The sequence below is a fragment of the Fructobacillus fructosus KCTC 3544 genome, assembly GCF_001438695.1.
GTDB lineage: Bacteria > Bacillota > Bacilli > Lactobacillales > Lactobacillaceae > Fructobacillus > Fructobacillus fructosus.
Genome location: NZ_JQBH01000001.1, coordinates 18,401 through 32,634 on the forward strand (window position 1 = coordinate 18,401; position 14,234 = coordinate 32,634).

The 14,234-nt window shown below is 46.8% G+C and carries 13 protein-coding genes; all 13 read right to left on the reverse strand.

Features of this window, described 5'->3' with window-relative positions:
• Positions 1-23: 23 nt before the first annotated feature.
• Entirely contained in the window at positions 24-1,211 is a 1,188-nt protein-coding gene (locus tag IV71_RS00115) for an aminotransferase class I/II-fold pyridoxal phosphate-dependent enzyme (protein WP_010692073.1), read from the reverse strand.
• 118 nt (positions 1,212-1,329) lie between these two features.
• Positions 1,330-2,502, reverse strand: coding sequence for an aminotransferase class I/II-fold pyridoxal phosphate-dependent enzyme (locus IV71_RS00120; RefSeq protein ID WP_010692072.1), 1,173 nt, complete (start codon positions 2,500-2,502; stop codon positions 1,330-1,332).
• Positions 2,503-2,673: 171 nt separating this feature from the next.
• Positions 2,674-3,033 (reverse strand): 30S ribosome-binding factor RbfA, encoded by a 360-nt coding sequence (gene rbfA, locus IV71_RS00125; protein ID WP_010692071.1) that lies wholly within the window; start codon positions 3,031-3,033, stop codon positions 2,674-2,676.
• Between the two features lie 17 nt (positions 3,034-3,050).
• On the reverse strand, positions 3,051-5,519 hold the full coding sequence (gene infB, locus IV71_RS00130) for a translation initiation factor IF-2 (RefSeq protein ID WP_010692070.1): 2,469 nt from the start codon (positions 5,517-5,519) through the stop codon (positions 3,051-3,053).
• Positions 5,519-5,836 (reverse strand): L7Ae/L30e/S12e/Gadd45 family ribosomal protein, encoded by a 318-nt coding sequence (locus IV71_RS00135; RefSeq protein WP_010692069.1) that lies wholly within the window; start codon positions 5,834-5,836, stop codon positions 5,519-5,521. The genes infB and IV71_RS00135 overlap by 1 nt, the downstream gene beginning before the upstream one ends.
• Positions 5,823-6,125, reverse strand: coding sequence for an RNase P modulator RnpM (gene rnpM / locus IV71_RS00140; RefSeq protein WP_010692068.1), 303 nt, complete (start codon positions 6,123-6,125; stop codon positions 5,823-5,825). The genes IV71_RS00135 and rnpM overlap by 14 nt, the downstream gene beginning before the upstream one ends.
• A gap of 16 nt (positions 6,126-6,141) precedes the next feature.
• Complete coding sequence (gene nusA, locus IV71_RS00145; RefSeq protein ID WP_010692067.1) at positions 6,142-7,314, reverse strand: transcription termination factor NusA; 1,173 nt, start codon at positions 7,312-7,314, stop codon at positions 6,142-6,144.
• A gap of 29 nt (positions 7,315-7,343) precedes the next feature.
• The gene (locus tag IV71_RS00150) at positions 7,344-7,814 is read right to left on the reverse strand and encodes a ribosome maturation factor RimP (RefSeq protein WP_010692066.1); all 471 of its coding nucleotides are present in this window, start codon (positions 7,812-7,814) and stop codon (positions 7,344-7,346) included.
• A gap of 163 nt (positions 7,815-7,977) precedes the next feature.
• Positions 7,978-8,247, reverse strand: coding sequence for a 30S ribosomal protein S14 (gene rpsN / locus IV71_RS00155; protein ID WP_010692065.1), 270 nt, complete (start codon positions 8,245-8,247; stop codon positions 7,978-7,980).
• Positions 8,247-8,396: a 50S ribosomal protein L33 gene (gene rpmG, locus IV71_RS00160; protein ID WP_002815032.1), complete on the reverse strand. Its 150-nt coding sequence runs from the start codon at positions 8,394-8,396 to the stop codon at positions 8,247-8,249. Before rpmG ends, rpsN begins: the two co-directional genes overlap by 1 nt.
• 139 nt (positions 8,397-8,535) lie before the next feature.
• The gene (locus IV71_RS00165; protein WP_010692064.1) at positions 8,536-9,441 is read right to left on the reverse strand and encodes a manganese-dependent inorganic pyrophosphatase; all 906 of its coding nucleotides are present in this window, start codon (positions 9,439-9,441) and stop codon (positions 8,536-8,538) included.
• A gap of 72 nt (positions 9,442-9,513) precedes the next feature.
• A complete protein-coding gene (gene parC, locus IV71_RS00170) occupies positions 9,514-11,946 on the reverse strand; it encodes a DNA topoisomerase IV subunit A (RefSeq protein ID WP_010692063.1) in 2,433 nt (810 codons plus the stop codon).
• Between the two features lie 34 nt (positions 11,947-11,980).
• Positions 11,981-14,164 carry a DNA topoisomerase IV subunit B gene (gene parE, locus IV71_RS00175; RefSeq protein ID WP_081460900.1) on the reverse strand — a complete coding sequence of 728 codons (2,184 nt, stop codon included), beginning with the start codon at positions 14,162-14,164 and terminating at the stop codon, positions 11,981-11,983.
• Between the last annotated feature and the right edge of the window lie 70 nt (positions 14,165-14,234).

Below are 14,234 nucleotides of genomic sequence, written 5' to 3' on the forward strand. Positions count from 1 at the left end.
TCGTGAAATCGTCGGCTTTTATTTTACCGGTTTGCCCGGCGCTTTTCAATGTATGCTTGAATGCGTTTCAGTCCTTCCTTCAACTGGTCGGTGTCGCCAGCATAGGATAGCCGCAGGTAGTTCTTTGCTCCATCAAACTGGGAGAAGGCTTCGCCAGGGATTACCCCGACTTTGCCATCCTTTGCTAACTTTTCAGCGAAAGTCCAACCATCTTCTTCGATGTCTGCTGGTAACTTCGCAAAGATATAGAAAGCCCCATCGGGCGACAAGACATCAAAGCCCAAATGACGCAACACTTGGACCGCCATGTCACGGCGCTTTTGATAAGTATCAATCATTGGCTTCAGCGCTTCTTTAGGCATTTGTAAAGCAGCCAACGCACCATCATAAACAAAGGTTGGAATGGCATAAACCAAGGTTGCATGAACCTTTTGAATTTGAGCGGCAACGTCTTCCGGTGCCAAGACGAAACCAACTCGATAGCCAGTCATCGCATGGGACTTTGACAGACCGTTCACCACGATGGCCCGTTCGGGTAAAAATTCACCAATGGACACGTGGTTTTGACCATAGGTCAATTCGGAGTAAATTTCGTCTGAAATTACCCAAATACCAGCTTTTTCAAATGCTTGGGCCAAAGCCTCCAGTTCTTTTCTCGTATAAGTTACACCCGTTGGGTTACTTGGATAGTTGAACAAAACGGCCTTCACAGGTACTGTTGCATTTTTAATGGACGTCGCCACCAATTCAGGAGTCAGCTTAAAGCCAGTCTTTGACGTATCGACTGAAATGGCCTTGCCGCCCGCCATGGCAATCGAAGAAAAGTAAGAACCGAAGGCTGGATCCGGAATCAAAATTCCATCACCGGTTGACAGGAGGGCTTTGAAAATCGCAAAGATGCCCTCGGTGACACCTGATGTCACAATCACCTGATTAATGGAAGCATAATCAAGGTTGTAGCGGTCCTTCATATAATCCAAAACCGCTTGGCGCAACGCGGGGGTTCCTTGTGAATCGCCGTAATGTGAATGGTTATCTTCAATTCCCTTAATCGTTGCCTGTTTAACCGCCTCCGGCGTGTCAAAGCCTGGTTCCCCAAAGGTTAAATAAACTAAATCATCAATGCCCTGAATACTTGCTTGGAAGCCCAGGAGCTTATCAGCAGGAATTTCGGTTACTTCAGGATTTAAAGCTGGAATCTCACTTGACATAAACGGCCTTCTTTCGTTTAACTAACAACATTTTAGTTATATTTTAACGCAGTCAGACTAAAAACAAAAGATGATTATGAAAGAAAAATGAGTAAAGATACCCATCTTTACTCATTTTTTAATCTTTTTGCTTGGATAAATATTTTTTCAACCGTGCTAAACCAGCTTTTAGTGTTGCCATATCAGCAGCATAGGACAACCGAACGTAGCGCTTCGCCTCGTCAAAGAGGGAAAAAGCCGTTCCAGGAATAATTGCAACGCCGCCGTTCTTTGCTAAATCCAAAGCAAAGTCCTGGGCGTCCAAGTTGACTTTATCCGGCAATTTCGCATAAAGGTAGAACGCTCCCCTTGGAGAAACCACTTCAAAGCCCAATTCTTCCAGTTCCTTTTTTGCAAAGTCACGGCGTTCTCGATAACCATCAATCATATAGGCCAGTTCGTCTCTGTCCATTTTAAAAGCGGCTACCGCTCCATCTTGTACAAAAGTCGGCAGGGAAAAAACCGACGAACCATGAACCTTCTGGATTTCTTCAATGAGCGCTAAGGGACCAGCAATCAACCCAAGCCGGTAGCCCGTCATGGCATGGGACTTGGATAAGCCATTCACAACAATCGACCGCTCAGGCAGTAACTTTCCCATTGATTGATGGTGCCCTTCATAGGTTAGCTCTGCATAGATTTCATCCGAAATCACCCACAAATCGTGCCGTTCAAAACAGTCAGCCAACGCCTGTAGTTCCGCTAATGAATAGCTCACACCAGTTGGATTGTTTGGATAGTTGAACAAGATGGCACGAACCGGAACGGTCGCACTCGCAATCACTTCATCGACTAAGGCAGGTGTCAATTTAAAGTCGGCCTTTGCCGTGTTGATTGGCAGAGCGACACCCCCCGCCAAAGACAGCGCGGCAAAATATGAACCATAAGCCGGATCCGGTATCAACAAGCCATCTCCAGCTGTGAGCAGCGTCTTAAAAATCGCCTGAATGCCTTCCGTAACCCCAGCCGTCATAATTAAATTGTCGATGCTTGGATAGTTTAGTTGGTAGCGGTCCTTCAAATAAGCCAGGGCTGCCTGACGTAATGCCAGTTCGCCCTGTGAGTTGCCATAGTGGGAGCGATCATCATCAATAGCCTTCTTTGTCGCCTCCTTAACCGCTTTCGGACTAGCAAAGCCTGGTTCACCAAAAGTTAAATAAACTAAATCAGAGTAGTTGCTCAGTGACTTTTGAAAAGTCAAAATGCGATCTGGTTCAAGTTCGGTAACAAGGGGGTTTAATGGCTGGGTCATGGACTCTATCCTTTCGAGAACAAATTGTGGAAATCGTTATGTTTAGTCTACACTTTCGACTTTACCATTTAAAGGTGAAAAAGATGAAAGTATGGACTTTTTAAGTGAAAAATATTCATGTTGAAACCAAAAGAAAAGAGCAACACTCTTTGTGTTGCTCTTTTCAGCTAATTATTTTCCCTCTTTACGGTGCAAATCCCGAATCAAGGATTCGATATGATCACCATATTGAATCGAATTATCCAAAATAAAGTGGATTTCTGGAATTTTATAAACCGTCAAACGTGAACCGAGTTCACGCCGAATCAGTCCAGAAGCCGCTTCCAAGCCGGCCTGAGCCTTCTTACGATCAGAAGCCAAATCCGAAAGAATGGAATAGTAGATGTTAGCGATCTGCAAGTCACCGGAAACATCAACGGAAGTCACCGTGACGTCTTGAACCCGTGGATCGTTGACCCGCTTCAAAAGCAAATCAGACACATCTTTTTGAATTTCCTGGGCCAAACGCCCAGCGCGTTGTGCATTTGCCATCGCTACCTCCTGAAAAATTACTTAGGCTTAACTTCTTCCATGACGTAGGCTTCGACCTCATCGCCAGGCTTAATGTCGTTAAACTTGTTAACTGTAAATCCAAAGTCGTAACCGAACTTGACTTCGTTGACAGCATCCTTACCGCGTTGCAAGGATGCCAATTCACCATCGTAGATCACTGTACCATCACGAACGATGCGGACCTTTGAGTCCTTGGTAATCTTACCTTCTTCAACCGTGGCACCGGCAATCGTTCCAACCTTAGAGAACTTAAAGAGCTCCTTAACAACGATTTGTCCGATAATCTTTTCTTCGTAGACAGGTTCAAGTTGACCCTTCATGGCTGCCGTCACGTCATCAATGGCGTCATAGATAACGGAGTAGAAGCGCATGTCGATGTGGTCAGCCGAGGCCTGGTTCTTTGCAAACGGCGTTGGGCGAACGTTGAATCCGATGATCAAGGCTCCAGAAGCTTCCGCAAGGGAAACGTCGGATTCGTTAATGGCACCAACGGCGGCGTGGACAACGTCCACACGAACACCGTCGACTTCAATCTTCTTCAATGAACCAACCAAGGCTTCAACAGAACCCTGAACGTCGGCCTTCACAACAACTGGCACCGTCTTCATGGCCTTTTCAGCCATTGTGTTAAAGAGCGTATCCAAAGTAACAACAGATGATGAATTGCGAACTTCTTCACGAGCACGCTTTTCACGTTCTTCACCAGCGGCACGGGCGGACTTTTCGTCAGCCATCACCACGAAACGGTCACCAGCAGCTGGCACTGCGTTCAAACCAGTGATTTGAACAGGTGTTGCTGGCTTGGCTTCATCCAAGTCCTGACCATTTTCATTTTGCATCGTACGAATACGACCATAAGTGTTTCCAACAACCACGGGGTCCCCAACATGAAGCGTTCCCTGTTGAACCAAGACCGTTGAAACTGGTCCACGACCCTTATCCAAACGAGCTTCAATAACGGAACCACGGGCTGGCACTGTTGGGTCAGCCTTCAATTCCAAAACATCAGCTTCAAGCAAAATCATTTCAAGCAATTGGTCAACGTTTTGTCCGAACTTAGCCGAAATCTTAACGAAGATGGTTGAACCACCATATTCTTCAGGTACCAAGTCGTAAGCCATCAATTGGTTCATGACTTGGTCAGGGTTTGCCCCTTCCTTATCAATCTTATTCACGGCTACAATAACTGGCGTTCCAGCAGCTTTGGCGTGGTTGATCGCTTCAATCGTCTGTGGTTGAACACCATCATCGGCGGCAACAACCAGAACCGTAATGTCGGTAACGTTGGCACCACGGGCACGCATTTCAGTAAAGGCCGCGTGACCAGGGGTATCCAAGAAGGTAATCAAACGACCATCCAAGCGAGCTTGATAAGCCCCGATGTGCTGTGTGATTCCACCAGCTTCACCTTCCGTAACGTTCGTCTTACGCAAGTAATCCAACAAAGTCGTCTTACCATGGTCAACGTGTCCCATGATGGTCACAACTGGTGCACGTGGCTCCAAGTTCTCTTCATTGACTTTTTCATCGTCGAAGAAGCGGTCGATGTCAGCCAAGTCTTCTTCTTCCTTCTGCTTAGCTTCGATACCGTAGTCAGCCGCCAAAATTTCGATGGTATCTTCGTCCAACGATTGGTTTTGGTTCGTAACGATTCCAAGCAAGAAAAGCTTCTTGATAATTTCAGCCGTGTCACGGTGCAAGAGTTTTGAAAGGTCCTGCACGTTCATGCCAACCTTGTATTCCAGTACTTCTGGCAATGGCTGTTCCTTACGAACCGTTGGTGCCTTCTTTGGCGCTTGCTTTGCCGCAATACGACGAGCTTTCTTTGAACCGTGTGGCTTGTCATTACGGCGTGGCGTTTGCTGACCAGTCCCGTTTGTGTTTCGCTTACGCGTGTTGTTACGGGCGGAATTGTTTCCAGAAGCCAGTGAACCACCGAAACGACCAGCACCATTACCAGCCGCAGGTTTAGCGGTCGTACTTGCTGCAGGCTTGGCTGCCGGTTTAGCCGCTGCCTTCTTTGCGACCTTTTGTTCGGCCTTCTTTTGTGCTTCCACCTTGGCACGCTTGTTTTCAGCAACGTACTCCTTCAAAGAATCATCCTTCTTTGCGGAGTAATTAATCTGGCCTTCACGTGGCTTTGTTGACCATGATTTCTTTTCACGAATCATTGGACGACCCGTGCTGTTGTTGGAACGGTTATTTGGACGGCGTGAGCCGCCACCTTGTCCAGGACGTCCGTTATTATTAGCACCCTGTTGACGGTTTTGTCCGTTGTGACCATTATGTTCAGTTCGTGGCCCATTTGACTTTGGACGTGGACGCGCTGGTGATGCTGGCTTTGCCGCACCATCTGATAACTTGGCCGCATGGCGTCGTTGCGATGCTGGCAATTCCTTTCGTTCAGGTACTGCCATCTTGCGGGTTTTGCGGTTTGAACCGGAGAATTTCTTTTCTTCTGCCATTAATTCCGCTCCTTTTCTTCAAGTAGTTGATTGATTTTTTTAGCAAAGCCAGCGTCTGAAACAGCCAGAACCGATCGGTTCAACCCGATTGCTTGACTAATTTCATCTCTCGTTAAGGTGTCAATATATTGGGCACCGTAATACTGACTTTTGTCTGAAAATTTTTTATGCTGACTAGTGCCACCATCTTTTGGAAAGAAGACAACTTTTGCCGTCTGATTCTGGATGGCTTTTAGCGTTGGGCCAGACCCTAACACGAGCTTATTGGCTCGTCGTGCCAAACCCAGGAGTTGACTCAATTCTTTAGTCGGCATCATTTTCAAACAGCTCTTTTCGTGCTTGTTGGTGATCGACGTAGGCGTACAGTTCCTCGTAAAAGGCTGGATCAATCGCTTGTGAAAATGCCTTTTCGAAAACCTTTTGTTGCTGGGCCTTCTTAGCAATTTCACGGTCTAAAGCGATATAAGCCCCACGGCCGTTTTTCTTTCCCGTTGGGTCAAGGGAGACCTCCCCCTCCTTATTTCGGACAACCCGAACGAGTTCTTTCTTTGGCACCATCTCACCAGAAACGATGTCCTTTCGCATTGGAATTTTCCGTGTCTTCATGAGGCACCTCCAAAAATTAAATTTCAGGGTTTTCGCTATCGTCGACCATGGCATCAACACTGTCATCTAAGTTTGTGTCTTCCGCATCGTTTGCTGCGTCATCAAACGCATCGTCCGAAGCTTCATCCATCGAAACGGCAAGATCAGCCGCTTCCGATTCAGGCTTGATGTCAATCTTAACACCGGTTAAACGAGCAGCCAAACGGGCATTTTGCCCCTTCTTACCGATTGCCAATGACAACTGGTCGTCAGGTACAATCACCGTCACAGCTTGATCATTTTCAGGGTCGAAAATAACATCCGTCACTTCGGCCGGGTTTAAGGCATTGGCAATGTATTGCGCTTCGTCTTCCACCCATTCCACGATATCCATATGCTCACCACCAAGTTCCGTTACCACGGCTTGGACACGGGCACCACGCTGTCCAACAAGGGCCCCAACGGGATCCAAGTCGGCATCGTGCGTGTAGACGGCAATCTTTGAACGGTCACCCGCTTCACGAGCAACGGAAACGATCTCCACCGTTCCATCGTACACTTCTGGTACTTCCTGCTCGAAAAGTCGCTTAACCAAGCCAGGTGCTGTCCGTGACACGAAGATTTGCGGTCCCTTCAGTGAATCATCGACCTTTGAAACTAAGACCTTGATACGGTCGCGCATCCGGTAGTGCTCCGTTGGCATCTGGTCACCAGGAGTCATAACGGCTTCTTGCTTACCAGGCAACATGACGTACAAGAAACGGCTATCCTGACGTTCAACTTCTCCGGTAATGATTTCGCCTTCGTAGTCCTTGTAACGGTTATAAACAGCCTGACGAGTCGCCTCACGCATCTTCTGCACGATAACCTGCTTAGCAGCTTGTGCGGCCATTCGACCAAAGTCTTTAGGCGTTACATCAAAACGAATTTCATCACCGGGTTCGTAGGCCTTATTGATTGCCTGAGCATCCGTCAACGAAATTTCAGTATCCGGATCCAAGAGGTCGTCGTCAAGCACAACGGTTTTCACCTGCTTAATGGTCATCTTGCCCTTCTTATCGTCGAAAGTCGCTTCAACGTTTTGGTTGGCGTTGTACTGCTTCTTGTAGGCAGCCTTTAAGGCGTTTTCCAAAGCCTCAACCACAACTTCGCGATCAATCCCTCGTTCTTGTTCTAAGGCATCTAGGGCCTGTACTAGTTCTTTACTCATGTACTCACTCCACTGTTAATTAAACAAAATTAAATTGAAACGACTGCCTTGGCAATCTCATCCCAGGAAAATGACTTGTCTTCACCGTCGACGGTCAGAACTAACTGTTTCTCATCGACTGCTTTAATCAGACCGGTCCACTTCTTCTGCCCGTCTTTAGCGGCAAAAAGCGCAATGGTAATTGGATCGCCGGCTTCTTTAGCCCAGGCAAAGTGCCAGGGTTCGTTTAACGCCCGATCCATTCCAGGTGAGGCGATGTCTAACATGTACTCACCCGGTACAGGGTCAACAGCTGCTCCGTCAAGTGCTTCGTTGACTGCCTGTGTAAAAGTCGTGATTTGTGCCATTGAAATGTTTTCATGCGCTGGCAAATCCACAAGCAGCTCAACGGTTTTTTGTCCAGCAACCTTCTTAATGGACAAATCCCATAATAGTAGCCCTTGTTCATCAATAATTGGTTGAACAAGGTCAATAAGGGCTTGGTTCTTTGCTTGTACCATTTGATCTCCCTTTCGATTTCTTGCCATAAAAAATGAGCCGGTCAATCTGCTCGACCCGCTCATTTACGACTGTAAATTAACTTACCCTTATAATAGTTGATTTACGACCGAAAAGCAAGGAAGTAAAGAAAAAACCACAGCAAGGCTGTGGTTAACATTCAAATTACCAAGAAGCCTTACGAACACCAGGAATTTGACCCTTGTGTGCTAATTGGCGGAAGTTCAAACGTGACAAACCAAATTCACGCATGTAACCGTGTGGACGGCCATCAATGCGGTCACGGTTGTGAACACGAACAGGTGATGAATCCTTTGGCAACTTAGCCAAACCAATATAGTCACCGGCAGCCTTCAAAGCAGCACGCTTGTCAGCGTACTTGGCAACCATTGCTTCACGTTGCTTTGCCTTTGCAATCTTTGATTTCTTAGCCATTACTTGATCTCCTTAAACGTTACAACTTTACGAAGTTTTGGTGAGTACTTCTTTAACTCCAAACGGTCAGGCGTGTTACGACGGTTCTTTGACGTCAAGTAAATACGCTCCCCAGTTTCGTCATTGCCTAATACGACATGAATACGCATAGTCCAGCTCCTCAGATTTTAGAATTTTGATAAAAAATTTATTTGCTTGTCAATACAAAATAGTATTATACATGCTTGTTTACACACTGTAAAGGGGTCTTTTTAACTTTTTCTTAAAAAGTTACCCACAAATAACAACTTAGAATTGCTTTTGCAATGGTGGCACCACTTGCTTTTTACGTGAAACAACACCTGGCAAGTCAATCACGTTGTCATCAAGCTTTTTACCGAATGCCTTTTCGATGGCAGCGGCCGTATCACCAAGGTAAAGCGCCTTAGAATTTGAATTCAAGATGTCAGTAATGACCAACAAGAAGTTTTCATAACCAGAAGCTTTCATTGCTTTTTCAAGGTCAGCTTGTCGCTTCAACACTTCGTCAATGTCAACCGTGTTGACTTGACCAATTCGGAAGTCATGGTCGCCCATCGTAAAGGATTTGGCATCCCCTTCCAACAAGTCTTCATCGGACTTCGAAGACAAGTCAGTTCCTGCCTTCAACATGGCTAATCCGTAGGCATCAACATCATCAATGCCCGCCATCTTAGCCAGTTCAGGCAAGGCGGCACGGTCGACATCCGTTGTGGTTGGGCTCTTCAACAAGAGGGTGTCCGAAATCAAACCAGAAACCAACATACCGGCAATTTTTGCTGGAATGGTCAGTCCAGCTTTGAGGTATTCATAGTACAAAATGGTTGATACAGATCCCCATGGCTTTGCTGTAATGTACAAAGGCGTGGCGTTCTGAAAATTAAACTTGTGATGATCATAAATGCCATAAACCGTCACATCAGCCAAGTTATCCACTGACTGTGCTGCTTCGTTATGGTCAACCAAGACAACTTCTTCCGTCGTCGCCTTGTCAATAATTGGCAAGGCTTGCAAGCCAAAGTGGTCTAACGCATACTGCGTTTCTTGGTTGGGCTTACCTTGTGCAACGGCTTCGGTATCGAGACCTTGTTGTGCCAATAAATCAGCGGCTGCCATTGCTGATGCAATGGTATCCGTATCCGGACTCTTGTGTCCAAAAACTTGAATCTTTGCCATGAAAAATTTTCTCCTCATTGCGGTTACCCGCATCATTACATCCCTATTGTATCAAGAAAAGCGACCGAATTTCTAGCCCTCTTCTTGTAAATCTAAGGGTTCAATTGACAGTGCCTGGCCATCCGACGATGGTTTCAACAAAGCCGAACCGTTCGCCGTTCGGTTGGATAGACCGTGGTCTTGCAATTGGATGTCAAAAGTCTTTAGGCGGTCTGTTGTAATTCTTAGAACAGACTGGTCAGAAGGAATAACCGTCGCAGCAGCAATGGCATAGTGAACCGTCTTACGTGGCGATAATACCTGCACTCCCTTGTTTGCTCGATGGGACAGTGTAATTTCGTCCAATCGTGAGTACTTGAAGGTTCCTTGGTTGGTTACCAAAGCCAAGTAAGATGACTGACTAGTGAGTACTAAGGCGGCGACTACCTGGTCGTCAGCGACTAACTTCATCGCCTTTACACCAGCGGTACGGGCCCCAACAACAGGCACTTCCGAAACTGCAAAGCGCAGGGCTAAGCCATTGGTGGATAACGTCATGACTTCTTGCTTATCATTGACAACTTGTACCTGAATCAAGCGAGAAGCAGCCGTTTTCAGCTTCATGACCACGGCGGACTTTTTCTTATAGGCCTTTGGAATTAAATCCTTCAGAACTGATTGCTTGATGTAGCCGTCGTTTGATGCCATCAGCAACTGCTGATCAGTTTCAGGATTATCGACAACCAACGCGGACAAAATGAGTTCATCAGAATCCCAATTTGACAAAGTCTGTGAGAAGTGTTCCCCCGGTTCCTTCCATTTGAAATCGGCAATTTCATAAACGGGACGATAAATCAGGTTCCCCATGTTGGTAAAGGCCAACAAGTGTTGGGTGGTGTTGACCGTTTCATTTAAGATAACCGGATCATCATCAGCTAATCCGTTTTCAGCAGCAGACGCCTTAAAGGATCGTAATGATGAACGCTTCACATACCCGTTTTGCGAAAGCAACAAACGTACGTTTTCATCTGGAACTGTCACGGCAGTATCAATGACTAACGACTCGATTTCGTCCTCAATGACCGTTTGTCGCTCCGTGGCATATTCCTTCGATACCGCCCGCAATTCTTTCCGAATCACGTTATGCAAAGCAGCTGTTTCATTCAAAATCTTTTGCAAGTCTGCAATCTTCTTTGCTAGTTCATCGTGCTCATCTTGTAGTTGTGTCACGTCAGTATTCGTCAAACGATATAGCTGTAGCGTCACGATGGCTTCGGCTTGAGCCTTCGTAAAGTCATACTGGTCAATCAAATTTTGCGTCGCATCCTTACGGTTCTTTGACGAGCGAATGGTTTGCACCACTTCATCTAGAATCGACAGCATTCGGATTAACCCTTCAACAATGTGTTGACGAGCCTGTGCTTTCTTCAAATCGTAGGCCGAACGCTTTAAAACAACGTCCTTTCGGAAATCCAAAAAGGCCGTCAAGCCATTTTGCAAGGTAACCAAAACCGGTCGTTGATCGTGAATCGCCACCATGTTGAAGTTGTATGAGATCTGTAGATCCGTCTTTTTAAAGAGGTAGGTCAAAATACCATCAGCCGAGGCATCCTTTGCCAATTCAATGACAATAGACATTCCTTCTCGGTCCGATTCATCCCGAACTTCGGAAATACCAGCCACTTCTTTATTTAAACGAATGCCGTCAATCTTGGCGACCAAGTTCGATTTCACCACTTCGTACGGAATCTCAGTGATTTCAATCTTTTGCTTACCACCCTTTAGCGGGGTGACTTCGGTCTTAGCACGGACAACCACACGCCCACGCCCAGTTTGATAAGCTTGCTTAATGCCGTCAACACCCTGAATAATGCCACCAGTTGGAAAGTCAGGACCCTTTACAAATTCCATTAACTTATCCAAAGGAGCACCAGGATGATCCAACAGGTAAATCAACGCATCGTTAATTTCCTTTAAATTGTGTGGTGGAATATCCGTCGCATAACCAGCAGAAATTCCCGTTGCGCCGTTCACAAAAAGATTAGGAACACGAGATGGGAGGACGGTTGGCTCATAGGTCGTATCATCGAAATTCAGAACCATTTCGACGGTATCTTGAGCCAAATCCTTTAGAATTTCGCCAGAAATCTTGGCCAAACGAGACTCGGTGTATCGCATGGCTGCGGCCGGATCATTATCAACCGATCCGTTGTTCCCATTCATGTCAATCAGTGGTTCGCGAACCTTCCAGTCTTGCGAAAGTCGAACCATGGCTTCGTAAATTGACGAATCACCGTGCGGGTGAAAATTACCCATGATGTTTCCAACGGCCTTAGCAGACTTTCGGTATGGATGATCATAAGTATTTGAATCCTGATCCATTGCGTAGAGAATACGACGTTGAACTGGTTTCAATCCATCACGAATGTCGGGCAGGGCTCGTTCCTGAATAATGTATTTCGAATAGCGACCGAAGCGTTCGCCCATGACGGCTTCTAATGAAAGCTCAGTAATGCGGTCTGCCATATGGAGATTTCCCTATCCTTTCGTTTTTTAGTAATTAAAACAGGTCAAGGTTCTCGAAATTTTCGGGATCCTTCTTGTTTTGGGGATGACGATCATCCTTTTTATCAGTTGACTTATTTGAAGATGACTGCTTTGAAAGACTTTCTTCTTCGGCCCTTTCAGCTTGTGCTGCTGGACTATTTTCAGCAATCTGTTCGACTTCCGCAGCTTCGCTCTCGACGTGCGGATTCTTACCAGCCATCACTTGGTCGAAGACCTGACTTGAATCAGAGTCCCCTGCCACGTTGTCCAAAATGGATCCCTCTTCTTCAAGGGTAAACTGGACGTTTTTTTCAATCCACTGACGACGTGGGTCGACTTTATCACCCATTAGAGTTGTCACTCGCTTTTCGGCTAACATGGCGTCATCAATCTTCACGCGAATCAAGGTCCGGGACTCGGGATCCATGGTTGTTTCCCAAAGCAGGGTCGCGTTCATTTCACCAAGACCCTTGAAACGGGTCAGCTCGTACTTCACCTTGGCTTCGGAGGTAATCTTAGCCAATTCATCGTTAGTCCAGGCAAAGGAATCGGCTTTCTTTCCCCGGTACTTCACACGGTAAAGCGGTGGCAAAGCGATATAGACCTTACCGGCTTCAATCAAAGGTCGCATATACTTATAGAAGAAAGTGAGCAGGAGCGTCTGGATGTGTGCTCCGTCGTCATCGGCATCGGTCATGATGATGACCTTATCAAAAGCAGCGTTCTTAATGTTAAAGTCAGGCCCAACACCCGCACCAATGGCGTATATCAAAGTCGAGATTTCCTCGTTCTTCAAAATATCAGCCAACTTGGCCTTCTGGGTGTTCAAGACTTTCCCACGCAGCGGCAAGATGGCCTGGAACTTACGGTCACGACCTTGCTTAGCCGAACCACCGGCCGAATCCCCCTCGACCAAGAAGAGTTCGTTCTTGTCGGCGTTTTTCGATTGGGCAGGCGCCAGCTTACCGGACAAAAGACGTTCCTTCTTGCCCTTAGATTTACCAGTTCGAGACTCTTCACGGGCCTTACGAGCGGCTTCACGAGCTTCACGAGCACGGAGCGCCTTGCGAACAATCTTCTGTCCGAAGTCCCCGTTTTCAAGTAGGAAGCGGGCTAACGTGTCATTCACAACAGAATCAACGGCACCACGAGCTTCCGTTGTCCCCAACTTATCCTTGGTCTGTCCTTCGAACTGCAGAATTTCTTCTGGGACACGGAGGGAGATTACCGCTGACAACCCTTCACGAACGTCGGAGCCCTCCAGGTTCTTATCCTTCTCCTTCAACAAGTTTACGCGGCGAGCGTATTCGTTAAAGGCCTTCGTCCAAGCGGCCCGGAACCCAGCTTCGTGAGTACCACCGTCTTGCGTGCGAACGTTGTTAACAAAGGATAAGAGGGTTTCAGAATAGCCATCGTTATACTGAGCAGCCACGTCAACGACGATGCCGTCGCTTTCCCCTTCAAAAGTCATGACCGGTCCAAGGCCTTCCTTTTCTTCGTTCAAAAAATCAACGAAGGATTGAAGCCCATGTTCATAATGGTAGACTTCCTGGCGAACGGGATCGACACGCTTATCCGTCAAAGTAAAACGCACCCCTGACATCAAAAAAGCAGCTTCGCGAAGGCGTTCGGCCAACGTGTCAAACTTAAAGACCGTTGTGGAAAAGATGGAAGCATCCGGCTTAAAAGTCACTGTTGTTCCCGTGTGATCTTTTGTTGCACCCAAGTCAATTAGTGTGCCAACCGGCTTGCCACCCTTTTCAAAGGTTTCTTCAAAGCGGTGACCATCACGAACGATTGTCACCTTTAAAGATTCTGACAGGGCATTAACAACGGAAGAGCCAACACCGTGTAGCCCACCAGAGGTTGCATACCCCCCCTGGCCAAACTTTCCACCAGCGTGGAGAACGGTCAAAATAACTTCAGGAGTCGGCTTTCCAGAAGCATGCATGCCAACCGGCATCCCTCTTCCTTGATCAGACACCGTAATCGCGTTATTTTCTTCAATCGTGACATCAATTTCGTTTCCGTAGCCCCCCAATGCTTCGTCAACAGCGTTATCGACGATTTCATATACGAGGTGGTGCAACCCACGGCCGTCAGTTGACCCGATGTACATACCTGGCCGTTTCCGAACGGCTTCCAGTCCTTCTAGGATTTTAATTGAATCAGAATCGTAATGTCTTTGCTCTGTCACAGTAATCATCCTTTATCTTCGTTTTCAAAAGGCCAGCCCAGCTAGCACTTTTGGCAATCTACTTAATAAT

Coding starts and splice junctions, on each gene's coding strand:
- parC (WP_010692063.1), bottom strand. CDS start 11,946: ATGGCAGACCGCATTACTGAGCTTTCATTAGAAGCCGTCATGGGCGAA.
- IV71_RS00120 (WP_010692072.1), bottom strand. CDS start 2,502: ATGACCCAGCCATTAAACCCCCTTGTTACCGAACTTGAACCAGATCGC.
- rnpM (WP_010692068.1), bottom strand. CDS start 6,125: ATGAAGACACGGAAAATTCCAATGCGAAAGGACATCGTTTCTGGTGAG.
- IV71_RS00135 (WP_010692069.1), bottom strand. CDS start 5,836: ATGATGCCGACTAAAGAATTGAGTCAACTCCTGGGTTTGGCACGACGA.
- infB (WP_010692070.1), bottom strand. CDS start 5,519: ATGGCAGAAGAAAAGAAATTCTCCGGTTCAAACCGCAAAACCCGCAAG.
- rpsN (WP_010692065.1), bottom strand. CDS start 8,247: ATGGCTAAGAAATCAAAGATTGCAAAGGCAAAGCAACGTGAAGCAATG.
- IV71_RS00115 (WP_010692073.1), bottom strand. CDS start 1,211: ATGTCAAGTGAGATTCCAGCTTTAAATCCTGAAGTAACCGAAATTCCT.
- IV71_RS00150 (WP_010692066.1), bottom strand. CDS start 7,814: ATGGTACAAGCAAAGAACCAAGCCCTTATTGACCTTGTTCAACCAATT.
- rpmG (WP_002815032.1), bottom strand. CDS start 8,396: ATGCGTATTCATGTCGTATTAGGCAATGACGAAACTGGGGAGCGTATT.
- nusA (WP_010692067.1), bottom strand. CDS start 7,314: ATGAGTAAAGAACTAGTACAGGCCCTAGATGCCTTAGAACAAGAACGA.
- IV71_RS00165 (WP_010692064.1), bottom strand. CDS start 9,441: ATGGCAAAGATTCAAGTTTTTGGACACAAGAGTCCGGATACGGATACC.
- rbfA (WP_010692071.1), bottom strand. CDS start 3,033: ATGGCAAATGCACAACGCGCTGGGCGTTTGGCCCAGGAAATTCAAAAA.